We start from the raw sequence: 26,040 nt of genomic DNA, 5'->3' as shown, positions 1-26,040 counted from the left end.
CATGGCTCCCACCCGTGTCGTGGTCACCGGCCTCGGTACGACGTCCCCGGTCGGCGGTGATGCGCCGTCGACCTGGCAGGCGCTGCTCGCCGGGACCTCGGGCGTTCGCCGACTCGAGGAGGAGTGGGCCGAGCAGATCCCGGTCCAGATCGCTGCGCGGGTGGCCGTGGAGCCGGCAGAGGTCCTGGACCGGGTGAAGGCCCGTCGCATGGACCGGTCGACCCAGTTCGCCATGGTGGCCGCCCAGGAGGCGTGGGCGGACGCTGCACTCGGCGAGGGGCAGGTCGACCCCGAGCGGCTGGCTGTGTCCCTGGCCTCGGGCATCGGCGGTGTCACGACGCTGCTGGCCAACCACGACGCGCTCAAGGAGAAGGGCGCCCGGCGTGTCTCGCCGCTGGCGGTGCCCATGCTCATGCCGAACGCTCCGGCGGCGAACGTCTCGCTCGCCTACGGTGCCAGGGCCGCCGTCCACGCACCGACGTCCGCGTGCGCGTCGGGCAACGAGGCCATCTCGATGGCGCTGGACCTGATCCGCCTGGGCCGCGCAGACGTCGTGCTCGCCGGGGGCACCGAGGCTGCGATCCACCCGCTGCCGATGGCCGCGTTCGCCCAGATGATGGCGCTCTCGAAGAGCGGCAGCGGAGACGACACCACCGACCCCACCGCCGTGTCGCGTCCCTGGGACACCGCGCGCGACGGCTTCGTGCTCGGCGAGGGCGGCGCAGTTCTCGTGCTGGAGTCCGAGGAGCACGCCCGGGCGCGTGGTGCCAAGGTCTACGCCACCGTCCTCGGCGCAGGCATCAGCAACGACGCCCACGACATCGCCCAGCCCGACCCGCAGGGTCGTGGTGGCACCCGTGCCATCCGCATGGCCCTCCGCGAGGGCGACGTCGACCCGGCCACCGTGGTCCACGTCAACGCCCACGCCACCTCGACCCCTCAGGGCGACATCGCCGAGGGCCTGATGCTGCACGCGGTGCTCGGCGAGCACGTCGACCGGTGCGTCGTGACCAGCACCAAGTCCATGACCGGCCACCTGCTGGGCGGGGCGGGCGCGCTCGAGGCGGTGGCGACCGTCATGGCGCTCCACGACCGGGTGAGCCCGCCCACGATCAACCTCGACAACCTGGACCCGGCAGTCGAGCTGGACATCGCCACGACCGCACGCGACCTCCCCTCGGGCGACATCGTCGCGCTCAACAACTCCTTCGGCTTCGGTGGCGCCAACGTCGCGGTCGCCTTCGGGAGCGCCTGATGAGCGCCACCGCCGCTACGCCGCACGCACGTCCTGCGAAGCTGCCTCGGGAGCAGGACCCCCGTCATCCCGTGCTCCGTCTCACCGCCCTCTTCGACGAGGGCACCATGGAGCTCATCTCCCCCGACGACGACTCGGGCATGCTCGCCGCCGTCGGACGGGTGGACGGCACAGCCGCGGTCGCGTTCTGCAGCGACGCCACCGTGATGGGCGGAGCGATGGGTGACCTCGGGTGCCGCGTCGTGGTGGATGCCTATCACCGCGCCATCACCGAGGGCGTGCCCATCATCGGCCTGTGGCACTCCGGCGGAGCCAGGCTCGCGGAGGGAGTCCTGTCGCTGCACGCGGTGGGACGGATCTTCCACGTCATGACGCAAGCCTCGGGGGTCGTGCCCCAGGTCTCGGTCGTCCTCGGACCCGCCGCCGGTGGCGCTGCCTACGGGCCTGCGCTAACCGACGTCGTGATCCTGGGTCCCGAGGGGCGCATCTTCGTGACCGGTCCGGACGTGGTGCGCTCGGTGACCGGCGAGGACGTCGACATGCTCCGCCTCGGCGGGCCCGAGCCGCACGGTCGTCGTTCAGGCGTGGTCCACATCCTCACCGACTCCGAGGCCGAGGCCCTCGACCGCGCCCGAGCCGTCACGGCGCTCCTGGGCGCCCAGGGCAGCCTCGAGGCCGCCCAGGTCGAGGACTCCGACCTGGAGGCACTGCTTCCCGAGTCCAAGAAGCGGGCCTACGACGTGCACCCGCTCGTGGCAGGACTGCTCGACCCGGACACCATGCAGGAGCTCCACGCGCGATGGGCTCCCAACATCGTCACGGCCCTGGGCCGTTTCGGTGGGCGGACGGTCGGCGTCGTGGCCAACAACCCCTTGCGACTCGGCGGCTGCCTGGACTCCGCCTCCGCGGAGAAGGCCTCCAGGTTCGTCCGGATGTGCGACGCGTTCGGGGTGCCCCTGATCGTGCTCGTCGACGTGCCGGGATATCTCCCGGGCGTGGGTCAGGAGTGGGACGGCGTCGTACGCCGCGGGGCCAAACTGCTGCACGCCTTCGGCGAGTGCGTGGTCCCCAGGGTCACCCTCGTCACCCGCAAGACCTACGGCGGGGCCTACATCGCCATGAACGCGCGCTCTCTCGGGGCCACGCGCGTCTTCGCCTGGCCCGGCGCCGAGGTGGCGGTCATGGGGGCCGTGGCCGCCATTCGGATCCTCCACCGTCGCAAGCTGCTGGAGGTCTCCCCCGAGATCCGGCCACAGGTCGAGGCGGAGCTGGCCGCTGAGCACGAGCAGATCGCCGGCGGCGTCGACAAGGCCGTCGAGATCGGCGTGGTCGACGAGGTGGTCCCACCCGCGCGCACGCGTTCGGCGATCGCCGCGGCGATCAGGCAGGAGATCGACACCGTCGGCGTACGACGGGGTCGGCACGGCAACATCCCGCTCTGAGCGCTGGTCAGACCACCTGGTGGAGCCAGCGGACCGGTGCACCCTCGCCGGCGTGCCGGAACGTCTCCAGCTCGTCGTCCCAGGGCTTGCCGAGCAGCTTGTCGATCTCGAGGAGCAGCGTCGTGTCGCCTAGGGCGGCCTTGACGACTGCCGCCTTCAGACGGTCCTCGGGGATGAGGATGTCGCCGTGCAGGCCGGTGACGGCGTGGAAGACCCCCAGGTCGGGCGTGCATGAGTACCTGCTGCCCTCGGAGGAAGGGGTCGGCTCCTCGGTGATCTCGAACCGCAGGTGGTTCCAGCCGCGCAGGGCTGAGGCAACCGCGGCGGCGGTCCCCGCGGAGCCCGTCCACGACAGCTCGGCCCGGTAGGTGCCCGGCTGAGCCGGCTGGGGCGTCCAGTCGAGCGAGACGGCAACGCCGAGGACTCCCCCCACGGCCCACTCGATGTGTGGGCAGAGCGCAGAGGGAGTTGAGTGCACGTAGAGAATGCCCCGCGTCCCCGGACCGTCCGGGCGGGTGGCAGTGCGTGTGGTCACCGTGGCCTCCTTGGGTTCAGACGCTCCAGATGCGCCTTCCCCAGCCATCTGTCTGTCGGACCCCAGGAGGTCGAGTGACACCTATGTGATTATTTCGACCCATTGTTGCCGATGAGGCCGCTGAACGCCAGTGTTTCGACCATTGCCGCTCGACGTGGCGCCAGCGGTCAGCCCAGGCGACGCTCGATCTGCTCGGCGCGCTCGGCGGCGTCCGTGATCTGGTCGCTGTCCACCGCGTGCGTGCGGTGGAACCACGCAAGCGCGTCGGTCTCACGGCCGGCTGCCTCGAGGGTGTCGGCATAGGCGTAGCGAAGCCTGACCACCCAGGCCGCCCTGCTCTTGGACGTGAGGGGGGCGAGCTCGAGGGTGCGCAGCGCCGCATCCAGCTGCCCCATGTCGCGCCGGGCTCCGGACTCCACGAGCGTCATCTCCGCCTTCGCCTCGGCGGCGAAGTTGCTCACCGACGGACTCTTGGCGAGCTTGATCGCCTGCTCAGGGTTGCCGAGCGCTCGATGGCAGTCGGCCATGATGGGCAGGTAGTCGGTCGCACCGTTCATGCGCTTGGCTGCGCGGAGCTCAGCGAGCGCCTCCGCGTAGTGGCCGGCCGCATAGGCGGCCTCACCGCTCGCCTCGCGTACGACAGCAAGGCGCGGCGCGCGCGCACGGGCAGCGAGCGTGTGCTGGTAGGCGGTCTCGGGGTCCTCGTCGATGAGCATCCCCGCCGCGGCCAGGTGACGAGCCACCCTCGCGGCGAGCTTCTCAGGGAGTCCCTTCAGCTGGGCAGCGATGCTGCGGTCCAGCTCGCGACCGGTGATCTCCTCCGGCAGGTCGGGACCGTCGTACGCCGCCTGCTCGGCAGAGCGGGGGCCACGATCCTCGCCGCTGCGAGCCCGGAAGTCCCCCCGTCGCGCGCCTGGAGCGGCCTTGGAGTCCCGGCCGCCACCCCTGGAGCCACCTCGTTCTTCACGAGAGCCGCGGCCCGCCGGCTTCGCACCTCGACCACCTGCATCCCCGCCTCGTCCGGCGCCGCCTCGTCCGGCGCTGCCACCTCGCGACGCGCGCTGTCCACGACGATCCTCGGGCACGACGGACTCCTTCTTCAGATTCAAATGCTTCGGCTCGGCCACTTTACCCGTACCACCGGCGCGGGAGACGGCCCAGAAATGACGCAGAGGCCACCAGATGACTGGTGGCCTCTGCCAAGTTATGTCCGGCGGCGTCCTACTCTCCCACAACCTCTCGGTTGCAGTACCATCGGCGCTGAAAGGCTTAACTTCCGGGTTCGGTATGGGACCGGGTGTTTCCCTTTCGCTATGGCCGCCGTAACTTTGTCAACCCTTCACACACATGGTGGGTGTGTTGGTTGGGAACTGCGTAGTGGACGCGGGCGTGCATGACTGTGGTGTTGCTTGGGTGTGTCTGGGCTTGTTTGGTGGTGTTGTGTACGTGGTTGGGACAAGCCCTCGGCCTATTAGTACCGGTCGGCTTGGCATTGCTGCTGTACACCTCCGGCCTATCAACCCCATGTTCTGTGGGGGGCCTTACCCAGCTACCTGGTGGGAAACCTCATCTTGAAACGTGCTTCCCGCTTAGATGCATTCAGCGGTTATCACTTCCGAACGTAGCCAACCAGCCGTGCCCCTGGCGGGACAACTGGCACACCAGAGGTTCGTCCATCCCGGTCCTCTCGTACTAGGGACAGCCTTTCTCAAGTTTCCTGCGCGCGCGGCGGATAGGGACCGAACTGTCTCACGACGTTCTAAACCCAGCTCGCGTGCCGCTTTAATGGGCGAACAGCCCAACCCTTGGGACCTACTCCAGCCCCAGGATGCGACGAGCCGACATCGAGGTGCCAAACCATCCCGTCGATATGGACTCTTGGGGAAGATCAGCCTGTTATCCCCGGGGTACCTTTTATCCGTTGAGCGACCACGCTTCCACATGCCGTGGCCGGATCACTAGTTCCGACTTTCGTCCCTGCTCGACATGTCTGTCTCACAGTCAAGCTCCCTTGTGCACTTACACTCAACACCTGATTGCCAACCAGGCTGAGGGAACCTTTGAGCGCCTCCGTTACATTTTAGGAGGCAACCGCCCCAGTTAAACTACCCATCAGGCACTGTCCCTGATCCGGATAACGGACCTAGGTTAGACATCTAGTACGACCAGAGTGGTATTTCAACGTTGACTCCACCCCAACTGGCGTCGGGGTTTCACAGTCTCCCACCTATCCTACACAAGCCGAACCAAACACCAATACCAAACTATAGTAAAGGTCCCGGGGTCTTTCCGTCCTGCCGCGCGTAACGAGCATCTTTACTCGTAGTGCAATTTCGCCGAGTCCATGGTTGAGACAGCGCCCAAGTCGTTACTCCATTCGTGCAGGTCGGAACTTACCCGACAAGGAATTTCGCTACCTTAGGATGGTTATAGTTACCACCGCCGTTTACTGGGGCTTAAATTCTGAGCTTCGACTTGCGTCTAACCCGTCCTCTTAACCTTCCAGCACCGGGCAGGAGTCAGTCCGTATACATCGTCTTACAACTTCGCACGGACCTGTGTTTTTAGTAAACAGTCGCTTGGGCCTGGTCTCTGCGGCCCTTCACGCTTCCCCCAGCAAGTGGGTTCACGATCCGGGCCCCCCTTCTCCCGAAGTTACGGGGGCATTTTGCCGAGTTCCTTAACCATGGTTGTCTCGATCGCCTTGGTATTCTCTACCTGATCACCTGAGTCGGTTTGGGGTACGGGCGGCGCATAGCTCGCTAGAGGTTTTTCTCGACAGCATAGGATCACCCACTTCGCCACTAATGGCTCCGTGTCACATCTCAGACATATGAGGCCCGGATTTGCCTGGACCTCGTCCTACCTGCTTACCCGTGGACAACCATCGCCACGGCTGGGCTACCTTCCTGCGTCACCCCATCGCTTGACTACTACCAGCTCGGGTCCCACGCTCCACACACCAGCCTCGCCCCGAAGGGTCCGGTCCGCTGCGCTTCGGGTGGTTAGCATCACCAGGTTCGTCATGGGCGCTACTTTGCCGGTACGGGAATATCAACCCGTTGTCCATCGACTACGCCTGTCGGCCTCGCCTTAGGTCCCGACTTACCCAGGGCAGATTAGCTTGACCCTGGAACCCTTGATCATTCGGCGGAAGAGTTTCTCACTCTTCATTCGCTACTCATGCCTGCATTCTCACTCGTGTGGCCTCCACGCCTGGATCACTCCGACGCTTCACTGCCCACACGACGCTCCCCTACCCATCCAGAGCACTGAACACCGATCAAGTCGATGCTGATGTATATCTCTGAATGCCATAGCTTCGGCGGATGACTTGAGCCCCGCTACATTGTCGGCGCGGAATCACTTGACCAGTGAGCTATTACGCACTCTTTCAAGGGTGGCTGCTTCCAAGCCAACCTCCTGGTTGTCAATGCGACTCCACATCCTTTTCCACTTAGTCACCGCTTAGGGGCCTTAGCTGATGGTCTGGGCTGTTTCCCTCTCGACTACGGAGCTTATCCCCCGCAGTCTCACTGCTGCGCTCTCACTTACCGGCATTCGGAGTTTGGCTAACGTCAGTAACCTTGTAGGGCCCATTAGCTATCCAGTGCTCTACCTCCGGCAAGAAACACGCAACGCTGCACCTAAATGCATTTCGGGGAGAACCAGCTATCACGAAGTTTGATTGGCCTTTCACCCCTATCCACAGGTCATCCCCTCAGTTTTCAACCTAAGTGGGTTCGGTCCTCCACGTCGTCTTACCGACGCTTCAACCTGCCCATGGATAGATCACTTCGCTTCGGGTCTTGAGCGCGCTACTGAATCGCCCTATTCGGACTCGCTTTCGCTACGGCTTCCCCACACGGGTTAACCTCGCAACACACCGCAAACTCGCAGGCTCATTCTTCAAAAGGCACGCCGTCACCCACCACAAGGGCAAGCTCCGACGGATTGTAGGCACACGGTTTCAGGTACTATTTCACTCCCCGCCAGGGGTACTTTTCACCTTTCCCTCACGGTACTTGTCCGCTATCGGTCATCAAGGAGTATTTAGGCTTAACGGGTGGTCCCGCCAGATTCACACGGAATTTCAGGGGTTCCGTGTTACTTGGGAACACGCTCCAGAGCCAGTGGCATACATCTACGGGGCTATCACCCGCTACGGCGCGGCTTTCCAACCGGCTTCGACTTCCCCACTGGTTTCTTACTCTGCACCAGTCCGGCAGAACTGGTCGAACGGTCCCACAACCCCACAACTGCAACCCCTGCCGGGTATCACACAGCCGCGGTTTAGCCTCTTCCGATTTCGCTCGCCACTACTCTCGGAATCACTGTTGTTTTCTCTTCCTGTCGGTACTGAGATGTTTCACTTCCCGACGTTCCCTCCACACACCCTATGTGTTCAGGTGCGGGTAACACGACATGACTCGTGCTGGGTTTCCCCATTCGGACACCCCCGGATCACAGCTCGGTTGCCAACTCCCCAGGGCTTATCGCAGGCTCCAACGTCCTTCATCGGCTCTTGATGCCAAGGCATCCACCATGTGCCCTTCATAGCTTGTCTCAACAACGTCACAACAACACAAACATGCAACGCCACAAGACAACACCACAAGAACAACAAAACAATCATGCACAACCACACCCCCAACAAAAAAAGTCGGGGGCATGAATTAAATGCTCGCGTCCACTATGCAGATCTCAAACAACAACCCCACCAACCCCCACCCCCAACCAACCGGTCGCGGAGCAGACAAAGGAGGAGACAACCAGAGAAACCAACCCCCACCACCCCCCAATTCAGCAGGAGACGATGCGGAGCCTGATCCCTCAGGACCCAACAGTGTGTCCGAACAGCCACCACCCACCAACAGACCCCAGGTTCCACACCCACACCCCACACCAACCCCAAAGGGCCGGCACGAGACACGAGCAGTACTGAGGGACCCACCCGCAGGCAGCGACCCAATCATCGACGATTCCACTAGTGAACACCACCATGCGCCCACCCACACTCGGGGCAGGTCGGGGCGTGTGCTCCTTAGAAAGGAGGTGATCCAGCCGCACCTTCCGGTACGGCTACCTTGTTACGACTTCGTCCCAATCGCCAGCCCCACCTTCGACAGCTCCCTCCACAAGGGTTGGGCCACCGGCTTCGGGTGTTGCCGACTTTCGTGACGTGACGGGCGGTGTGTACAAGGCCCGGGAACGTATTCACCGCAGCGTTGCTGATCTGCGATTACTAGCGACTCCGACTTCATGGGGTCGAGTTGCAGACCCCAATCCGAACTGAGACCGGCTTTTTGGGATTCGCTCCCCCTTACGGGATCGCAGCCCTTTGTACCGGCCATTGTAGCATGCGTGAAGCCCTGGACATAAGGGGCATGATGACTTGACGTCATCCCCACCTTCCTCCGAGTTGACCCCGGCAGTCTCCTATGAGTCCCCACCATAACGTGCTGGCAACATAGAACGAGGGTTGCGCTCGTTGCGGGACTTAACCCAACATCTCACGACACGAGCTGACGACAGCCATGCACCACCTGTACACCGACAAAAAGGGGCCACATCTCTGCAGCTTTCCGGTGTATGTCAAACCCAGGTAAGGTTCTTCGCGTTGCATCGAATTAATCCGCATGCTCCGCCGCTTGTGCGGGCCCCCGTCAATTCCTTTGAGTTTTAGCCTTGCGGCCGTACTCCCCAGGCGGGGCGCTTAATGCGTTAGCTGCGGCACGGAACCCATGGAATAGGTCCCACACCTAGCGCCCAACGTTTACGGTGTGGACTACCAGGGTATCTAATCCTGTTCGCTCCCCACACTTTCGCTCCTCAGCGTCAGGTAATGCCCAGAGAACCGCCTTCGCCACCGGTGTTCCTCCTGATATCTGCGCATTTCACCGCTACACCAGGAATTCCGTTCTCCCCTGCATACCTCTAGTCTGCCCGTATCGAAAGCAAGCCACATGTTAAGCATGAGGTTTTCACTCCCGACGCGACAAACCGCCTACGAGCCCTTTACGCCCAATAATTCCGGACAACGCTCGCACCCTACGTATTACCGCGGCTGCTGGCACGTAGTTGGCCGGTGCTTCTTTAGTAGGTACCGTCACTTGCGCTTCGTCCCTACCGAAAGAGGTTTACAACCCGAAGGCCGTCATCCCTCACGCGGCGTTGCTGGATCAGGCTTCCGCCCATTGTCCAATATTCCCCACTGCTGCCTCCCGTAGGAGTCTGGGCCGTGTCTCAGTCCCAGTGTGACCGGTCACCCTCTCAGGCCGGTTACCCGTCGAAGCCATGGTGAGCCATTACCTCACCATCAAGCTGATAGGCCGCGAGCACATCCCCCACCGAAAAAACTTTCCACACACAACCATGCGACCATGTGTCATATCCGGTATTAATCACCGTTTCCGGTGGCTATCCCGAAGTGGGGGGCAGATTACTCACGTGTTACTCACCCGTTCGCCGCTCGAGTACCACCGAAGTGGCCTTTCCGCTCGACTTGCATGTGTTAAGCACGCCGCCAGCGTTCGTCCTGAGCCAGGATCAAACTCTCCATCGAAAAACAAACCCCCACACAACCCCAAAGAGCCATGCAGAGAAAAAGAGAGCCACATCCCCTGACAAAAAACAAAACTGACAAAAAAGCCAGAATCATTGTCAAAGAAACCATCAACAACCAGCCACCAAAAAGACGACCAGAAGTCAACGGGGCAAAACAAACTAATTCGTCGACTATCAAACACACTGTTGAGTTCTCAAGAATCAGACACACCCACGACACACACCACAAAGCGCGATCACGCGGAGCAACTGGTCAAACTTATCGGGCAGTGATTCCGTGGAGCAAATCCGCGGCCTTTCGCCCTGCCGGCTGGACACACCCGAAGGCTTTTGTCCTGCCGATCGTCTGCCTGGGGCCGGGAGCCCGACCAGACCGGTCTTGCTCCCCGCCGCTCCCTGGCGACGAGGTGAAACATTAGACGCCTCTGGATCTTCGCGCAAATCGAAAGCGTGTGACGGCGAGCACAGCACTGTTTGCGCAGGTCAGCGCGCTGTGTGGGGCCCTTGGGACTCCTGGGGCACCCGCCCTCCGCTCACTTGGACGCCGGCGAAGCTCTTCTTCCCCCGCCGTAGAACGAGCCAGCCGCCGGCGAGGATGTCGTCCTCCCCGGGGACGCGCTCAGCATCCGCGACCCGTTCGTTGTTGAGGTAGGCACCGCCCTCGGAGACCGTCCTGCGTGCATCCCCCTTGCTCTTCACCAGCCCCGTCTCGACCAAGAGGTCGACCAGGGACGGCATCTGGTCACGGTCGACCTGGATGCTGCCCGCCTCGGAGAGGGCCGCACCCAAGGTCGCGCCGTTGAGGGTGGCCAGGTCGCCGCCGCCAAACAGCGCTGCAGCAGCCGCCTTGGCGTGCTCGACCTCCTCCTCGCCGTGCACGAGGGCTGTGACCTCGTCGGCGAGGCGCTTCTGCCCCGCGCGGAGGTAGGGCTTCTCCGCGGTCTCGGCCTCGAGCTCCAGGATCTCCTCGCGCGTGAGGAAGGTGAAGATGCGGAGGAGCTCACCCACCTTCTCGTCCTCCACGTTGAGCCAGAACTGGTGGAAGGCGTAGGGCGACATCATCGCCGGGTCGAGCCACAGCGCACCGCCCTCGGTCTTGCCGTACTTGGTGCCGTCGGACTTGGTCAGCAGGGGCGTCGCGAAGGCGTGGACGTGGCCACCGTGGGCTCGTCGGACGAGCTCGGCCCCAGCCGTGAGGTTGCCCCACTGGTCGGAGCCGCCGAACTGCAAGGTCACACCGTGCTGGCGGTGCAGCTCGAGGAAGTCGAGGGACTGGAGCAGGACGTAGGAGAACTCCGTGTAGGAGATGCCGTCCTCGAGTCGGCGCGCGACGACATCGCGCGCCAACATGCGGTTCACCGGGAAGTGCTTGCCGATGTCGCGCAGGAAGTCGATCACCGACAGCGACGCGGTCCAGTCGTAGTTGTCGACCATGGTCGCGGCATGGTCACCCTCGAAGGAGAGGAAGGGCTCGATCTGGGCACGCACGCGCTGGACCCAGTCCTTGACGGTGGCCAGGGTGTTCAGCGACCGCTCCCCCGACTCCTTGGGGTCGCCGATCATCCCGGTGGCCCCGCCCACCAGGGCGAACGGGGTGTGCCCCGCGAGCTGGAGGCGCTTGGCCGTGAGCACCTGGACGAGGTGTCCCATGTGCAGGCTGGGCGCGGTGGGGTCGAACCCCACGTAGAACTTCACGCTCCCCTCGTCCAGCGCAGCGCGGAGCGCGTCGCGATCGGTGGAGTGGGCGATCAGGCCGCGCCATTCCAGCTCGTCGAGGACATTGGGGGTCGTCACGTGGGTTCCTTCCGCAAAGGGCGGTGTTGGTCTCGTGTGATTAGCCTAGGGCGCGTGATCAGGAAGAACTGCACGTGATCGCGGGCAGGTACTCCCTCGAGCGGGAGATCGGCCGCGGTGGGTCCGCGACGGTCCACCTCGCCCGCGACGAGGTGCTCGGCCGGCAGGTCGCGCTGAAGCGCATCGGCGTCATGCCGGGGGCAGACACCCCCGAGCTGGCACGCGCGGAGCGTGAGGCCAGGCTGGCGGCATCGCTGAACCACCCTCACGTGGTGTCCATCTTCGACCTCGTCATGGAGGACGACGCCCACTGGCTCGTCATGGAGTACGTCGACGGGCGGACCTTGTCCGACCTGGTGCGGGCCGAGGGACCACTCGACAGCCGGGAGGCCGCCCGCGTCCTCTCCCAGGCGGCCGACGCACTGGCGGACGCGCACGCCGCCGGGATCGTCCACCGGGACGTGAAGCCGAGCAACATCCTGATGACCGACGAGCTCGAGGCGAAGCTGGGTGACTTCGGCATCGCGCGCGCCGACCAGGACGCGGCGCTCACCCGGACCGGGCTCGTCACCGGGTCCCCCGCCTACCTGGCACCCGAGGTCGCCTCCGGCGCGACGGCGTCGTCCGCGAGCGACGTGTGGTCGCTGGGCGCGACCCTCTTCCACGCCGTCGAGGGGCGGCCGCCGTACGACACGACGGACAACCTCATGGGCGCGCTGTTCGCGATCGTCAACGAGGACCCTCCGCGGCTGCCCGCAGGCCACCCGCTCGCAGGCCTGCTCGCCGTGACGATGGAGAAGGACCCGGCGCGCCGGTGGCCGATGCACCGGGTCCGCGACGACCTGCGTCGAGTCGCATCCGGCATGACGTCGACGGCACCCACCGAGGCCACCTCGGTCCTCACCCCGACGCCCAACCCCACTCGGGGGACGCCCACCCTTCCCGCCACGACTGTCCGAGGAGGGGCGCGGTTCCCCACCGGGTGGCTGGTGGTGGCGGCAGCGGTGCTCCTGGTCGGCGTACTGACGTGGTGGATGTGGCCCGGCGACGACGGCCGCCCCGAAGCGCAACCGCCTGGCGACACCCAGGCCTCGGCCAGCACCACCGACAACCCCCAGACCGAGCCGGCCGCCGAGACGTCCGAGCGGACCCGTCAGGAGATGGCCGCGTTCGTCACGGAGTACCTCGACACCGTGACCTCGGACCCCAGGACGGCCTTCGAACAGCTCACGCCGGAGTTCCAGGAGGCGAGCAACGGGTTCGGCGGCTACAACGGTTGGTGGCGGACGGTGGAGTCGGCGTCGGTGAGCAGGATCGTCCCCAACGCCGACAACCTCACCGTCAGCTACACCGTCGACTACGTGATGAAGAACGGAAGTCGCTCGACAGAGCAGGTGATCCTCCAGCTCGAGCGCCAGGACGACCGCTACCTCATCGCGGGCGAGGCCTGAGGCCCCGCGCTTCAGCCCTGACGGGTGAACTGCAGTCGCCACAGCTCCGGGCCGCGCTCGACGTAGTCGACCGCGAAGGCGCCGGGGGCGCGCTGCTCGAGCTGGGCGAGCAAGGGCAGCGGGTCGTGGTTGGCCGTCAGGAGCAGACCGGACCCCGGCCGCAGTCCCTCGAGGGCACCGAAGATGGTCGCGTGCCGGATGGCGTGCGGGATCGTGCGTGTGTCGAGCTCGGGGAGCCCCTCCTCGTCATGCCCACCGCACGCGCACTGGTGCCCGCCACCGGCCCCCGCGACGGCCGGCTCGTCGTGGGCCTCGTGCCCCCCGAGCAGCTCGTGCATGCCGTCGAGCATCTCGGCGACGGAGTACTTCGGCGAGGCGACGAGGGTCGGGATGAGCTGGTCGTTCTCCTTGGCGAGGTGACTGTCGAAGACGGTCTCGAGCGCCTGCGCGAACGCAGCGGCGGCGACCGGGCTCGTGGCCGTGTCGAGGTCGGCGACCAGGCGGTGGATCAGCACGTGCTCGGCGAGCATCGCCTCCACCAGCAGCCGGGCCTCGGGGATCTCGGCCGCTGCTGGGTAGAGCGTGCGCTCCTCCGCCTCGGCGTGGGGAACCAGCTCGTTGCGCAGCCACGCGAGCAGCTCGGCACGTGCCGCCTCGGCGCGGTCGGTGCCGGCGGCGCTGAGCAGCGCCGCGGTGAGGAGGTCGAGCCGACCGGCCATCTCCGCATGGTGCTGCTCGACCTTCTCGGCGGCTGCTGCGTCCGCGGCGGTGCTGGCGATGGTGACGGTGGACATGTGGTGCCTCCTCAGGCGAGTGGTGTGGGAATACCCTACAATCAACTCCGTGGAAATAAATGCCGGGGTCACTTCCGCCCAGTCGCGTGTGCTCGCCGTGCTGCGCGACGAGGCACGCCCCCTCACGCTCTCCGATCTCCAGGGCCGCACAGGACTCCACGCCAACACCCTGCGCGGGCACCTCGACGCGCTCGTGACCCAGGGGCACGCAAGCCGGGTGGCCGTACGACGTGGCGGTCGTGGCAGGCCGGCCTGGGGCTACCTCGCCCGACAGCCCGAGTACGAGTCCCTGGCGATCGCGCTGGCCGCAGGGCTGGAGAGCGAGCATGGTGCGGGACCGCACACGCTCGACCCGGCCGCAGCCAAGGGCGGACAGGCTTGGGGTGAGCGGCTCCGAGAGCAGCTCGGGCCCGTCGCCGAGCCTCGCGAGCGGGTCAGGCTGGCCCTCGAGCACACCGGCTTCTCGCCGCGGGTCGACGGTGATGACCTGACCCTGCACTCGTGCCCCCTGCTCGAGGCCGCGCGGACCCACCCGGCGGTCGTGTGCGCGGTCCACCTCGGGCTGATCGAGGGCGTGCTCGGCACCTCTGGGGCTGAGCTCCACCCACGACCCGAGACCCTCGGTTGCATGGTGAGGCTGCCGTGAGCACGCGGCGAGCCCCTGCTCCGCGCGCCCTGCTCGCGCTCCCCGCCGCGGTCGCGATGGTCGCGGGGGTGGATGCCGGGCTGACGCTCCTCGGCGTGTGGTCACCGGTCCCGTCCGGCCGCCTCGGAGAGGCGCACGGACTCCTGATGGTGCTCGGCTTCGTGGGCACCCTCATCGCGCTCGAGAGGGCGGTCGCGCTGCGCCGGCCCTGGGGCTATCTCTCCCCCACCCTGCTCGGCGCCGGTGCGCTTGCCCTCCTGGTCCCCGGCCTCGACCGGTGGGCCCCCACCCTGCTCGCCGGCGGAGCCTTGAGCCTGTGCGCCGTCTACGTGCCGTTGTGGAGGCGTCAGCGTGACGACGCGGTGCTGGTCTCGGCACTCGGCGCCGTCCTGGCTCTCGGGGCCACCCTGCTTGTGGCGGGAGGAGCCGACGTCGCCCTGACCCTCCCGTGGCTGGCGGGCTTCCTCATCCTGACCATCGGCGGGGAGCGCCTCGAGCTGGCGCGGTTGGCCATGCCCCCGTCGGCCGGACCGACGCTCGTCCTGTCCGCGATGGCGATCACCCTCGCCGTCCCGGCCGCGACCATGTGGCCGCGTGCCGGTGGGGCGGTCCTGGGTCTCGCCGTGCTGGCACTCGCGTGGTGGCTGGCGTCGTACGACGTCGCTCGACGCACCGTGCGCAGCACCGGGCTCCCCCGCTTCGCTGCCGCCTGCATGCTCGCCGGACAGGCATGGCTGGCGGTGGCCGGCGGGGTGTGGCTCGTGGTCGGCCACCCGGCGGACGGGCCGGCGTACGACGCCGTCGTCCACGCGGTGTTCCTCGGCTTCGCGATCTCGATGATCATGGCGCACGCCCCGTCGATCCTCCCTGCCGTCACGCGGGTGCCACTCCCCTACCGGAGCGCGATGTGGGTGCCGTGGCTGCTGCTCCAGAGCTCTCTGGTCCTGCGGCTGTGGGGCGGTGACGCGCTCGGCAGCGACCTCGCGCGCGAGGTCGGCGGCGCCGGCAACGCGGCTGCCCTGCTGCTGTTCTTCGCCGTGGCGATCTCGAGTGCGGCGCTCGGGCCGCCGAGGCCACCAGCCGTGCAGTCCCCACGAGAGAAGGAGGCCGCGCGATGACGCTGCTGGAGTCACCGACCGAGGTCCCCAGCAGGCAGCCCAGCGGCTCCGGGTCCCGCGGGTTCTGGCCCATGCGCGACCTGCCGGTCGTGGCATGGCTGCTCGCCGTGGTGGTCGTGGCGCTCATCCACCAGTGGGTGCCGGAGGCACGCTGGCTGATGCTGCACCTGATGCTCCTGGGGGCGGCGGGGCACGCGATCCTCGTCTGGAGCCGCTACTTCGCCGACACCCTGTTGCGCGTGCCGGCAACCTCCCGCCGTCAGCAGTCGTGGCGGCTGGGCCTGTTCAACGTGGGTGCAGCCACCGTCACGGCAGGTGTCGGCAGCGGCTCCTGGTGGGCCGTCCTGGTCGGTGCGATCGGCGTCGGGACGGCCGTGCTGTGGCACGTCGTCGTGCTCGCCTCCGGGCTGCGAGGCAGGTTCGGGTCGCGCTTCGCCGCCACCATCCACTACTACCTGGCCGCCGGGTCGCTCCTCCCGCTGGGAGCCGGCCTCGGCGTGTGGTTGGCCCGCGGCCTCACGGACCCGCTAGATGCCCGGGTGCGGATGGCCCATGCGGGCGTCAACGTGCTCGGCTGGGTCGGCCTGACCGTGCTCGGCACGCTCGTCACCCTGTGGCCGACCATGCTCCGCACCCGGCTGGCCGAAGGTGCCGAGAAGGCCTCGCGCACGGCCCTGCCCGTCCTGGTTGCCGGCATCGCACTGGTGGTGGCGGCCGCATGGACCGACACGCCCCGAGCCGTGGCGGCCGGGCTGGGCGTCTACCTCGCCGGGGTCGTCGTACTGGCGCGTCCGATGGTCGCGGCAGCACGGGTCAAGCCTCCGACCAGCTTCCCCGCGTGGTCGGTGGGCGCCGGCCTGGCGTGGCTGGCCGGCCTGCTCCTCCTCATGGCCGTGCAGGTCCTGGTCGGCGGAGAGTGGTCCGACGTGTCGGACGCCCTGTCCGGTGCCGCTCCCTACTTCGCTGCCGGGTTCGTCGCACAGGTCCTGCTGGGTGCCTTGTCGTACCTGGTTCCGGTCGTGCTGGGTGGCGGTCCGAGTGCTGTGCGCGCCGCCAACCGCGCCCTGGACTCGGGTGGCGCCCTGCGCGTGGCCCTCGCCAACGTGGGACTGCTGTGGTGCATCCTGCCCGTCCCCAGCGTCGTACGTGTGGTGGCTTCGGTCCTCGTCCTGGGTGCACTCGCGAGCTTCGTGCCCCTGTTGATGAGGGCCGTGCGACTTCGCCACCGCGGCGAGTCGACGCCCACCACCGAGCGGCTCCGCGGCCAGAACATGGGGTTGGCCGCCGTGGGGGTCGCACTTGCCGTGATCGCCGTGGCCGCCGGTGGCGCCGTCGACACCGTCACGCTCGGAGGAGTGAGGTCGGCCGATGCCGGGGCCACCGCCACGGGCCGGACGGTCGAGGTCGACGTCGTCGCGGAGGGCATGCGCTTCAGCCCTGACCGGGTCGAGGTCGAACCGGGCGACCGGCTCGTCATCACGTTGCGGAACGAGAGCGACGGCGACGTCCACGACCTGGTGCTCGAGACCGGCGCCGACACCGGCCGCATCGCCCCGGGCGAGGAGACCGTCCTGGACCTCGGCGTCGTCGGTCGTGACCTGGACGGATGGTGCTCGGTCGTCGGACACCGACAGATGGGGATGACCTTCGCCGTCGAGGTGTCAGGAGCAGCGCTCGGGGCCTCTGCAGCAGCCGACTCGGCGTCTGCGGCCGACCACTCCTCGGGCCACTCCTCCGGCCACTCCTCCGACAACTCCGCGGAGACCGGCGAGCCAGCCGGTCACGAGGATCACGGCCACGACGCCTCGGGGGCGGCCCTGAACGGGCCGGCAGAGCCCGGCCCAGGCTTCACGCCCTTCGACGCGGTCCTGCCTCCGGTCGCTCCGGGCCGCGTGCACCGCCACACGTTCCGGATCACCGAGCAGCAGGTGGAGGTCGCGCCCGGAGTCACCCAGGAGACCTGGACGTTCAACGGGACGGCTCCCGGGCCGGTCCTGCACGGCCGCGTCGGCGACCAGTTCGTCATCACGCTCGTCAACGACGGGACGATGGGGCACTCGATCGACTTCCACGCCGGCGTCCGGGCTCCCGACCGCGTCATGCGGACCATCCCACCCGGCGAGTCCCTGACCTACCGCTTCACCGCTGACCGGGCAGGCATCTGGATGTACCACTGCGCGACGATGCCGATGACCGCCCACATCGCCAACGGCCTCTTCGGAGCCGTGGTGATCGACCCGCCGGGACTCAGGGCCGTCGACCGCGAGTACGTCGTCGTGCAGTCCGAGCAGTACCACGGGGCAGACGGCGCGGTGGCCGACCTGGACAAGCTGGCAGCCGAGCGACCGGACAAGGTGGTCTTCAACGGCTACCCGGACCAGTACGCGCACACGCCGCTCACCGCCAGGACCGGGGAGCGCGTGCGGATCTGGGTCCTCGACGCCGGGCCCAACAGGGCCTCGGCCTTCCACGTGGTCGGCGGGCAGTTCGACACCGTCTACTCCGAGGGCGCGTGGCAGCTCGGCAGCAGACGCGGACCCTCCGAGGACGGTGGTGCGCAGGTTCTGCCCCTGCTACCCGCCCAGGGCGGGTTCGTGGAGCTTGAGCTGGACGAGCCCGGGAACTACCCGTTCGTGAACCACGTGATGATCGACGCCGAGAGGGGAGCCCACGGCCTGCTGAGGGTGAAGTGACGCGTGGCGGCGTACTGCATGCATCGGTGCCCGGCCGGTGGGCACTGCTCGGGCAGGTGTCTAGCCTAGGTCGTCACCCACGGAAGGTGTTCTACGTGATTGCAGGCAGGTACCGCCTCGAGCGGGAGATCGGTCGCGGCGGCGCTGGGGTGGTCCACCTCGCGCACGACGAGCTGTTGGACCGTCGCGTCGCGATCAAGCGCATCGGGCTCCTGCCGGGCACGACCACGGACGACGTCGCACGAGCGCAGCGGGAGGCGCGGCTGGCCGCGGGGATCAACCACCCGCACGTGGTGTCGATCTTCGACCTCGTCAAGGAGCAGGACTGCTACTGGCTCGTCATGGAGCACGTCGACGGCCGGACCCTCTCCGAGCTGGTCGCAGCCGAGGGACCCCTGCCGGAGCGGCGCGCGGCGGCAATCCTCGCCCAGGCGGCCGACGCGCTCGTCCAGGCCGAGAAGGCCGGGATCGTCCACCGGGACGTGAAGCCGAGCAACATCTTCATCACCGGCGACGACCACGCGAAGCTCGGCGACTTCGGCATCGCTCGCTCCTCTAGCGACACGGCGCTGACCCACACGGGAATGATCACGGGGTCACCCGCCTACATCGCTCCCGAGGTCGCCTCGGGGCACCCCGCCACCGCAGCGAGCGACGTCTGGTCGCTGGGCGCGACGTTGTTCCACGCCGTCGAGGGCACGCCTCCCTACGACGTGGGCGACAACGTTCTCGGAGGCCTCTACCGGATCGTCAACGACGACCCGCCGCGGCTCTCCGACGGCCACGCGACGTCGCCCCTGCTGACCACGATGATGGTGAAGGACCCCGAGCAGCGGTGGCCCGCGGAGCGCGTTCGGGACGAGCTGCGACGGATCGCCAGCGGCGAGGCGCCGGAACAGACCGCACCGGCGGGACGGCCGGCCGAGGCCACGATCGCCATGACTCCGGTGCCCCCCGCACCCGCACCCGCACCCGCACCCGTGCCGACCCCGACCCCTCCCCCGACTCAGGGCCTTGCTCAGGACCCGGCTCAGGACCAGACCCCGGAGCCCCGCAGCTCCCGCCGTCTCCCGATGGGCTGGCTCGCGGCGGCACTCGCGCTCGTGCTGCTCGCGGGTCTGGGTGCGTGGCTGCTCTGGCCGGACGACCCGGAACGACCCGACACATCAGGGAGCGGCACCGAACCGAGCACCTCGACCGAACCGAGTCCCTCCGAGGAGCCGACCTCCGAGCCGACCGAGGAGCCTTCGGAGACGGAGGAGCCGACCACCGAGCCGAGCCCTGCGAACGGTGTCGCCGGGACCCGGTCGGCCATGCGCACCTTCGTGACCGACTACTTCTCGCTCGTCACCTCGGACCCGGAGACGACCTTCGCGATGCTGACGCCCGAGTTCCAGGCCGAGAGCGGTGGTTTCGGGGCGTACTCGGGGTTCTGGAGCACGATCGAGTCGGCCACCCCTCGCGACGTACGGGCTGACCCGCGGTCCCTCACGACGACCTACACCATCGACTTCGTCACCACCTCGGGACGGACCACCACCGAGCAGGGCCGGTTGCAGCTGGTGGAGCAGGGCGACGGCTTCCTCATCGCCGGCGAGGGCTGAGAGTGCGCCTGGACGAGGAGCTTCGCGTGGGCCGTGTGGGGCTCGAACCCACGACCCAAGGATTATGAGTCCTCTGCTCTAACCGACTGAGCTAACGGCCCGCACCGCGCGTGCGGCTCCGCGAGGATATCGGGCGTCGCGGAGACTGGCCGACCGAGGCTAGATCGATCCCGCCCGCACGCGGCTGACTAGGTCGTCGACGATCTGGTCGATCGGGTCCTCGATGTCGACGACGATCCCCCGCTCGTCGGGACCCAGGTGCTCGAGCGTGGCGAGCTGGGAGTCGAGCAGGTCGGTGGGCATGAAGTGCTCCCGCGCCCCCATCCGCTTCTCGAGCGTCTCGCGAGAGCCCGTGAAGTGGACGAAGACCGTGTCCGGGGCAGCCTCACGCAGGACGTCGCGGTAGACCCGCCGCAGCGCCGAGCAGGCCAGACCCGTGCCCTCTCCCCTCGCCGCCCGTTCACGGGTCCACGCGGCAAGAAGGCGCAGCCACGGCCAGCGGTCCTCGTCCGTGAGCGGGACGCCGCGCGACATCTTGTCGATGTTGGCCTGGGGGTGGAAGTCGTCGCCCTCGGCGAAGGTGAGGCCCAGCGCCTCACTGGCGGGCCGCCCCACCGCGCTCTTGCCGGTGCCCGAGACACCCATGAAGACCAAGTGGTGACGCGTCGGCATCGAAGACACGGAGTCGTGGCTCGGTCGGGTGGCTTCCATGGATCCATAGTGTCCGGTCTGCGCCAGCGCAGCCACCGACGTGTCACGCAGCCGGTCGGGGCGTTCCGTCGATTCCGGCCCGGGCCCTCCCCGAGGATGACACCATGCTCCTTGGCACTCGGGAGGTCAGGGCATGGGCAAGGAACGCGAGCAGCAGCTGCTGCCGGGCAGGGACCGACACCTGGCGACCCGTTTCTCATACGGTCTGACGCCCGAGCTCGCACGTGACGTGCGCCGGGCAGGCGGCGCCGAGGCGTGGTTCGAGAAGCAGATCACCAAGCCGCACAAGGTCGCCGACGGCGCAGCGGAGCGGCTGCGTGGCTGGTGGCCAGACCTCGACCGCTCGCCTGCCGACCTGTGGCAGCGCCAGGTGCAGGAGGTCCGTGGAGGCTGGGAGGTCATGGCCGACTACGGCCGCTGGCTGCTCGTGCGCCGCATGACCACCAGGCGACAGGTCCACGAGAAGATGACCGAGTTCTGGGAGGCCCTCCTCCACGTCCCGGTCAGCGGCGACGGCCAGTTCACCTGGCGGGCCGACTACGGCGACACGATCCGCAAGCACGCGCTCGGTCGCTTCGACGAGCTGCTGCAGGCGACGACGACGCACCCGGCGATGCTGATCTTCCTGTCGGGGGCGACCTCGACCAAGCGGGCGCCCAACGAGAACCTCGGGCGGGAGCTCCTGGAGATCCACACCCTCGGTGCCGGTCGCTACACCGAGGACGACGTGAAGGCGTCCGCCCGGATCCTCACCGGCTGGCGCGTCGACCTGTGGAAGACGTGGCAGCTGTCGTACGAGCCGGAGGACCACTGGACCGGCCACGTCCGCGTGCGCGACTTCAGCCACGCCAACAGCTCCGCCGACGGTCGCGAGGTGACGCGCGACTACCTGCACCACCTCGCCCACCACCCCCTCACGGCACGGCGGATCTGCGAGCGGCTCGCGACCAAGTTCGTCCGGGACGACCCTCCCGAGGCGCTCGTGCGCCGACTGGCACGCACCTACCTCAAGAACGACACAGCCATCGTCCCCGTGCTGCGCGAGCTGGTGGCCAGCAAGGAGTTCAAGGCGTCGGCGGGTCGCAAGCTGCGTGACCCGTCCGAGGACGTCGTGGCCACCTACCGCGCCCTGGGCATCGACGTACGTCGCCCCGCCTCCTCGGCGTCCGCGGCCAACGCGGTCCTGTGGCAGGCCGAGGCGATCGGCCTGTCCCCCCACGCGTGGCCGCGTCCGGACGGCTCCCCCGTGGACGACGCCACCTGGATATCGCCGGCTCGCATGCTCGCCTCCTTCGAGGTGCACTGGTCGCTCGCGGGCGGGTGGTGGCCCGACGACGACGTCCGCTACCGCAAGCCGACGCGCTGGGTGCCGCCCGGCAAGGGGGTGCGCTTCCGCGACCTCGTCGACGACCTGTCGCGCGAGCTGCTCCACAAGCCGGCGAGCAAGCGCCTCCTCGAGACGGCCACCCGCGCCACCGGCTGCCGTGGCAAGGAGCGCATCACCCGCGACCACGAGCTCGCCGAGTGGAAGTTCCCGCGCCTCCTCGCCGCGATCCTCGACTCCCCCGACCACTACTCCTGCTGAGGGAGCCACCATGTCCCCCCGGAACGACATCGCCTCGAGCTCCTGCGGCTGCCCCGAGTACACCTCCCTCGCACTCTCCCGCCGCGCGCTGCTCGGGTCGGCCGTGCTCGCCGGAGGTGTCGTCGCGCTCGGTGACGCCCAACGGGGCTACGCCGTCACCACCGCCTCCTCCACCCGGTCCCGGCTCTCCTCGACGGGCTCCGTGCTCGTCGTGCTGTCACTACGTGGTGCGGCCGACGGGCTCTCGCTCGTGGTCCCCCACGGCGACCCCGTCTACTACGCAGCCCGTCCCCGGATCGCGATCCCCCACACGTCCCTGCTGGTCCCGGACGCGATGTTCGGCCTGCACCCGGCGCTGGCGCCCCTGGTGCCGCTGTGGGACTCCGGACGCCTGGCCGCAGTGCACGCGACCGGGATGCCGACCCCCAACCGGTCGCACTTCGCCGCGATGGAGGCCATCGAGGACGCCGCCCCCGGGTCCGACGAGCGCAACGGGTGGCTCAACCGCCTGCTCGGGCAGCTGCCCGGCACCTCACCGCTCCAGGGCACCGCGCTCGGCAACCAGGTCCCCACCTCGCTGTTCGGGAGCCAGCCCGCGTTCGTCGTCGGGGAGGTCGACAACGCCGACGTCGCCGGAGCCGACTCCGACGGTCGCCGTGTCGCGGCGCTCCGGCACGCGTGGGGCGGCAGCGCGAGGCTCGGCAGGGCCGTGCGTGACGCCCTCGCCGGAGCCGACGGCTTCGCGCCGGTGAGGGCCGTGCCCGCCGGCGCGCCCACGCCGACGCCGTACCCCGACAGCGAGCTGGGCCAGGCGATGTCGGAGGTGTCGCGGATCGTGCGGGCCAACGTGGGCGTCGACGTGGTCACGGTGGACCAGGGCGACTGGGACATGCACACCGATCTCGGCACCGTCGAGTGGGGAGGGATGCGCAGGAACGCCGAGGACCTCGCCGCGTCGGTGGCCGCCTTCTTCTCCGACCTCGGCGCCTTCGGCGACCGGGTCACCCTGGTGACCATCAGCGAGTTCGGGCGCAGGGTCCGCGAGAACGACGACTACGGCACCGACCACGGCCACGGCAACGTGATGCTCGTCGCCGGGGCCGGCGTGCGCGGTGGCCGCTACTACGGCAGCTGGCCGGGGCTGGCCGATACCCTCGACGCCGACCTGCCGGTCACCACCGACTACCGCAGCGTCCTCAGCGAGGTCGTCACCCGGCGTTTCGGCGTCTCCACCGCCCAGGTCTTCCCCGGCTTCGCGCCGGCACCCGTCGGAGTGATGGCCTGAACCCAGCGGTCGGTGCCATGCTCGGTCCATGACCGAGCGCGAGAACCAGCTTCCCAGTCCCCTCGAGCCGCTGCCGGAGGACTGGCAGACCGCCCTCGCCATCGTCGCCCACCCCGACGACATCGAGTACGGCGCCGCCGCGGCCATCGCGCGCTGGACCGGCCAGGGCAAGCGCGTCGTCTACTGCATGGTCACGAGCGGCGAGGCCGGCATCGACGGCATGCACCCCGACGAGGCGGGCCCGCTGCGTGAGGCTGAGGAGATCGCCTCTGCGGGAGTCGTGGGGGTCACCGAGGTCGACTTCCTGAGGCAGCCCGACGGCGTGCTGGAGTACGGCGTCGCACTGCGGCGCATCCTCGCCGAGGTGGTGCGGCGCCACCGTCCCGAGATCGTCATCACCGGGAACTTCCGCGACACCTTCGGCGGTCGCAACCTCAACCAGGCCGACCACATCGCGGTCGGGAGGGCCGTGCTCGACGCCGTGCGTGACGCCGGCAACCGCTGGGTCTTTCCCGAGCAGCTCGAGGGCGACCTCGAGCCCTGGGGCGGGGTGCGCGCCGTGTGGGCCGCGGGCTCGCCCGGTGCCGAGCACGGCGTCGACACGACCGAGACCTTCGACGCGGGCGTGGAGTCCCTGGAGAAGCACAAGGCCTACATCGACGGCCTCGGCTGGGAGGGCTGGGACGCGCGGGAGTTCCTCGAGGGGTTCGGAAGGCAGACCGGTCAACGGATGGGCGTGGCCTTCGCCGCGTCGTTCGAGGTGTTCCCGATGGGCTGGGGCGAGTAGGTCCCCAGCGGTTGGCCGGGTAGATTCACGCGGTGCCTGACACCCGCCCCCGCCGTACCTTCGCAGTGATCAGCCACCCCGACGCCGGGAAGTCGACGCTCACGGAGGCGCTCGCCCTGCACGCCCGAGTCATCACCGAGGCTGGAGCCGTCCACGGGAAGGGCGACCGACGCGCCACGGTGTCGGACTGGATGGCCATGGAGAAGGCGCGCGGGATCTCCATCACCTCAGCCGCCCTTCAGTTCGTCTACCGCGACCACGTCGTCAACCTGGTGGACACGCCGGGCCACAGTGACTTCTCCGAGGACACCTACCGAGTCCTCTCGGCCGTCGACTCGGCGGTGATGCTGGTGGACGCGGGGAAGGGCCTCGAGCCGCAGACCCTGAAGCTCTTCAAGGTCTGCGCACTGCGCGGCATCCCGGTCATCACCGTGATCAACAAGTGGGACCGCCCCGGTCTCTCGGCGCTGGAGCTGATGGACATGATCCAGCAGCAGATCAACCTGCGGCCCACCCCCCTCACCTGGCCCGTGGGCGAGGCGGGCGACTTCCGCGGCGTCCTGGACCGCCGTACCGGCGAGTTCGTCAAGTACACGCGCACGGCGGGCGGGGCGACTCGGGCTCCGGAGCAACGGCTCGGACCGCACGAGGTCGGCGAGCAGGACGCATCGGTGTGGGAGGACGCGGTCGAGGAGCACGAGCTGCTCACGCTCGACGACGCCGACCACGACCAGCAGCGCTTCCTGGCCGGTGAGACGACTCCGGTCATGTTCGCCTCCGCCATCCAGAACTTCGGCGTCGCCCAGCTCCTCGACCTGCTGCTCGACCTCGCGCCTGCACCCGGCACGGCCGCGGGCGTCGACGGGTCGCTCCGTGGGGTCGACGACGACTTCAGCGCCTTCGTGTTCAAGGTGCAGTCGGGGATGAACACCGCCCACCGCGACCGGCTGGCCTACGCGCGTGTCGTCTCCGGCACGTTCGAGCGCGGCATGGTCGTCACGCACGCCGCCACGGGTCGCCCGTTCGCCACGAAGTTCGCCCAGGCCGTGTTCGGGCGCGAGACGACATCGGTCGAGAGCGCCGAGCCGGGCGACATCATCGGCTTCGTCAACGCCCAGGCGCTGCGCGTCGGGGACACCGTCTACCAGGGCGACGCCATCGAGTACCCACCCGTCCCCAGCTTCGCACCGGAGCACTTCGTCACCGCCAGCGCGGGAGACATCGGTCGCTACAAGCAGTTCCGCCGGGGCATCGAGCAGCTCGACCAGGAAGGCGTCGTGCAGGTGCTGCGATCAGACCTGCGCGGCGACCAGAACCCGGTCCTCGCCGCCGTGGGCCCCATGCAGTTCGAGGTCGTCGAGGACCGGATGACCCATGAGTTCAACGCCCCCATCAGGTTCTCCCGGCTCGACTACCAGGTGGCCCGGGTCACCGACGCCGCAGGCGCCGAGGCGCTCGCGGGCAAGCGAGGCGTCGAGGTCCTCCAGCGCAGCGACGGCACCCGCCTGGCCCTGTTCGTCGACCAGTGGCGAGCGATGGCCACGGCCCGGGACAACCCCGACGTCATGCTCGAGGCGCTGCCGGCGAGCGCCGGCTGACCGGCCCGGGAACGACGAAGCCCGCCTGACCTCGACGTGCAGGTCAGGCGGGCTTCTCTGGCTCCCCCGGTTGGACTCGAACCAACAACCCTCCGGTTAACAGCCGAATGCTCTGCCAGTTGAGCTACAGGGGATCGCTGCGTGCAGCGAGCGCACACATTAGCAAGGCCGGATG

General features: G+C 68.0%; 16 protein-coding genes, 2 tRNA genes, 3 rRNA genes and 1 pseudogene. 11 read left to right on the top strand and 11 right to left on the bottom strand.

Annotated elements, in window-relative coordinates:
• The first annotated feature begins 1 nt into the window (after nucleotide 1).
• Complete coding sequence (locus EXE58_RS15085) at nucleotides 2-1,255, top strand: beta-ketoacyl-[acyl-carrier-protein] synthase family protein (protein ID WP_135268638.1); 1,254 nt, start codon at nucleotides 2-4, stop codon at nucleotides 1,253-1,255.
• Nucleotides 1,255-2,697, top strand: coding sequence for an acyl-CoA carboxylase subunit beta (locus EXE58_RS15080; RefSeq protein WP_135268637.1), 1,443 nt, complete (start codon nucleotides 1,255-1,257; stop codon nucleotides 2,695-2,697). The genes EXE58_RS15085 and EXE58_RS15080 overlap by 1 nt, the downstream gene beginning before the upstream one ends.
• A gap of 7 nt (nucleotides 2,698-2,704) precedes the next feature.
• Here EXE58_RS15080 and EXE58_RS15075 read toward each other — a convergent pair whose 3' ends face one another.
• From EXE58_RS15075 to tyrS, 6 genes are all read right to left on the bottom strand, one after another.
• Nucleotides 2,705-3,232 carry a DUF3145 domain-containing protein gene (locus EXE58_RS15075; RefSeq protein ID WP_244242248.1) on the bottom strand — a complete coding sequence of 176 codons (528 nt, stop codon included), beginning with the start codon at nucleotides 3,230-3,232 and terminating at the stop codon, nucleotides 2,705-2,707.
• A 167-nt stretch (nucleotides 3,233-3,399) separates the two neighbouring features.
• Nucleotides 3,400-4,317 carry a tetratricopeptide repeat protein gene (locus tag EXE58_RS15070; RefSeq protein WP_135268636.1) on the bottom strand — a complete coding sequence of 306 codons (918 nt, stop codon included), beginning with the start codon at nucleotides 4,315-4,317 and terminating at the stop codon, nucleotides 3,400-3,402.
• Between the two features lie 123 nt (nucleotides 4,318-4,440).
• A 5S ribosomal RNA gene (rrf, locus tag EXE58_RS15065) occupies nucleotides 4,441-4,557 on the bottom strand.
• 126 nt (nucleotides 4,558-4,683) lie between these two features.
• Nucleotides 4,684-7,799, bottom strand: a 23S ribosomal RNA gene (locus tag EXE58_RS15060).
• A 481-nt stretch (nucleotides 7,800-8,280) separates the two neighbouring features.
• Nucleotides 8,281-9,797: ribosomal RNA gene (locus EXE58_RS15055) — 16S ribosomal RNA — on the bottom strand.
• Together the 16S, 23S and 5S rRNA genes form the textbook arrangement of a ribosomal RNA operon.
• A 485-nt stretch (nucleotides 9,798-10,282) precedes the next feature.
• A complete protein-coding gene (gene tyrS, locus EXE58_RS15050; RefSeq protein WP_135268635.1) occupies nucleotides 10,283-11,593 on the bottom strand; it encodes a tyrosine--tRNA ligase in 1,311 nt (436 codons plus the stop codon).
• Between the two features lie 74 nt (nucleotides 11,594-11,667).
• Here tyrS and EXE58_RS15045 point away from each other — a divergent pair, with 74 nt between their 5' ends.
• On the top strand, nucleotides 11,668-13,044 hold the full coding sequence (locus EXE58_RS15045; RefSeq protein ID WP_167288930.1) for a serine/threonine-protein kinase: 1,377 nt from the start codon (nucleotides 11,668-11,670) through the stop codon (nucleotides 13,042-13,044).
• Nucleotides 13,045-13,055: 11 nt separating this feature from the next.
• Here EXE58_RS15045 and EXE58_RS20390 read toward each other — a convergent pair whose 3' ends face one another.
• Together EXE58_RS20390 and EXE58_RS20385 are read right to left on the bottom strand one after the other, a co-directional pair.
• Nucleotides 13,056-13,373 (bottom strand): DUF2249 domain-containing protein, encoded by a 318-nt coding sequence (locus EXE58_RS20390; RefSeq protein WP_341869553.1) that lies wholly within the window; start codon nucleotides 13,371-13,373, stop codon nucleotides 13,056-13,058.
• Nucleotides 13,374-13,436: 63 nt separating this feature from the next.
• Nucleotides 13,437-13,838 (bottom strand): annotated as a pseudogene (locus tag EXE58_RS20385) (hemerythrin domain-containing protein); the annotation flags it as partial.
• 49 nt (nucleotides 13,839-13,887) lie between these two features.
• Between EXE58_RS20385 and EXE58_RS15035 the strand changes: the two are divergent.
• From EXE58_RS15035 to EXE58_RS15020, 4 genes are all read left to right on the top strand, one after another.
• A complete protein-coding gene (locus EXE58_RS15035; RefSeq protein WP_135268632.1) occupies nucleotides 13,888-14,484 on the top strand; it encodes a helix-turn-helix transcriptional regulator in 597 nt (198 codons plus the stop codon).
• Nucleotides 14,481-15,602, top strand: coding sequence for a hypothetical protein (locus EXE58_RS15030; protein WP_208544037.1), 1,122 nt, complete (start codon nucleotides 14,481-14,483; stop codon nucleotides 15,600-15,602). The genes EXE58_RS15035 and EXE58_RS15030 overlap by 4 nt, the downstream gene beginning before the upstream one ends.
• Nucleotides 15,599-18,295, top strand: coding sequence for a multicopper oxidase domain-containing protein (locus tag EXE58_RS15025; protein ID WP_208544036.1), 2,697 nt, complete (start codon nucleotides 15,599-15,601; stop codon nucleotides 18,293-18,295). Before EXE58_RS15030 ends, EXE58_RS15025 begins: the two co-directional genes overlap by 4 nt.
• Before the next feature lie 95 nt (nucleotides 18,296-18,390).
• Nucleotides 18,391-19,899, top strand: a complete 1,509-nt coding sequence (locus tag EXE58_RS15020) for a serine/threonine-protein kinase (RefSeq protein ID WP_167288928.1) — start codon at nucleotides 18,391-18,393, stop codon at nucleotides 19,897-19,899.
• A gap of 27 nt (nucleotides 19,900-19,926) precedes the next feature.
• Here EXE58_RS15020 and EXE58_RS15015 read toward each other — a convergent pair.
• Both EXE58_RS15015 and EXE58_RS15010 read right to left on the bottom strand, forming a co-directional pair.
• A tRNA-Ile gene (locus tag EXE58_RS15015) sits at nucleotides 19,927-20,000 on the bottom strand.
• Between the two features lie 58 nt (nucleotides 20,001-20,058).
• On the bottom strand, nucleotides 20,059-20,610 hold the full coding sequence (locus EXE58_RS15010) for a gluconokinase (RefSeq protein ID WP_244242247.1): 552 nt from the start codon (nucleotides 20,608-20,610) through the stop codon (nucleotides 20,059-20,061).
• 133 nt (nucleotides 20,611-20,743) lie between these two features.
• On the opposite strand from EXE58_RS15010, the gene EXE58_RS15005 reads away from it, so the two are divergent.
• Genes EXE58_RS15005 through EXE58_RS14990 form a run of 4 tightly spaced genes read left to right on the top strand, consistent with a single transcriptional unit; the run spans nucleotide 20,744 to nucleotide 25,865 of the window.
• Nucleotides 20,744-22,195, top strand: coding sequence for a DUF1800 domain-containing protein (locus EXE58_RS15005; protein ID WP_135268629.1), 1,452 nt, complete (start codon nucleotides 20,744-20,746; stop codon nucleotides 22,193-22,195).
• 10 nt (nucleotides 22,196-22,205) lie between these two features.
• Entirely contained in the window at nucleotides 22,206-23,480 is a 1,275-nt protein-coding gene (locus tag EXE58_RS15000) for a DUF1501 domain-containing protein (protein WP_135268628.1), read from the top strand.
• A 28-nt stretch (nucleotides 23,481-23,508) separates the two neighbouring features.
• Complete coding sequence (locus EXE58_RS14995; protein ID WP_135268627.1) at nucleotides 23,509-24,267, top strand: PIG-L deacetylase family protein; 759 nt, start codon at nucleotides 23,509-23,511, stop codon at nucleotides 24,265-24,267.
• Between the two features lie 32 nt (nucleotides 24,268-24,299).
• Complete coding sequence (locus EXE58_RS14990; RefSeq protein ID WP_135268626.1) at nucleotides 24,300-25,865, top strand: peptide chain release factor 3; 1,566 nt, start codon at nucleotides 24,300-24,302, stop codon at nucleotides 25,863-25,865.
• A 58-nt stretch (nucleotides 25,866-25,923) separates the two neighbouring features.
• Here EXE58_RS14990 and EXE58_RS14985 read toward each other — a convergent pair.
• Nucleotides 25,924-25,999 (bottom strand) — tRNA-Asn (locus EXE58_RS14985).
• Nucleotides 26,000-26,040: the final 41 nt, after the last annotated feature.

The sequence above is a fragment of the Nocardioides seonyuensis genome (genome assembly GCF_004683965.1).
GTDB classification, from domain to species: domain Bacteria; phylum Actinomycetota; class Actinomycetes; order Propionibacteriales; family Nocardioidaceae; genus Nocardioides; species Nocardioides seonyuensis.
Note: the sequence above shows the minus strand (reverse complement) of the source record. Positions and strands in the feature narration are given on the sequence as shown.

Bases quoted from the DNA above. Each gene is read 5' to 3' on its own strand.
- EXE58_RS15085 (WP_135268638.1), top strand. From the start codon at position 2: ATGGCTCCCACCCGTGTCGTGGTCACCGGCCTCGGTACGACGTCCCCG.
- EXE58_RS15080 (WP_135268637.1), top strand. From the start codon at position 1,255: ATGAGCGCCACCGCCGCTACGCCGCACGCACGTCCTGCGAAGCTGCCT.
- EXE58_RS15025 (WP_208544036.1), top strand. From the start codon at position 15,599: ATGACGCTGCTGGAGTCACCGACCGAGGTCCCCAGCAGGCAGCCCAGC.
- EXE58_RS15010 (WP_244242247.1), bottom strand. From the start codon at position 20,610: ATGGAAGCCACCCGACCGAGCCACGACTCCGTGTCTTCGATGCCGACG.
- EXE58_RS15005 (WP_135268629.1), top strand. From the start codon at position 20,744: ATGGGCAAGGAACGCGAGCAGCAGCTGCTGCCGGGCAGGGACCGACAC.
- EXE58_RS15000 (WP_135268628.1), top strand. From the start codon at position 22,206: ATGTCCCCCCGGAACGACATCGCCTCGAGCTCCTGCGGCTGCCCCGAG.
- EXE58_RS14995 (WP_135268627.1), top strand. From the start codon at position 23,509: ATGACCGAGCGCGAGAACCAGCTTCCCAGTCCCCTCGAGCCGCTGCCG.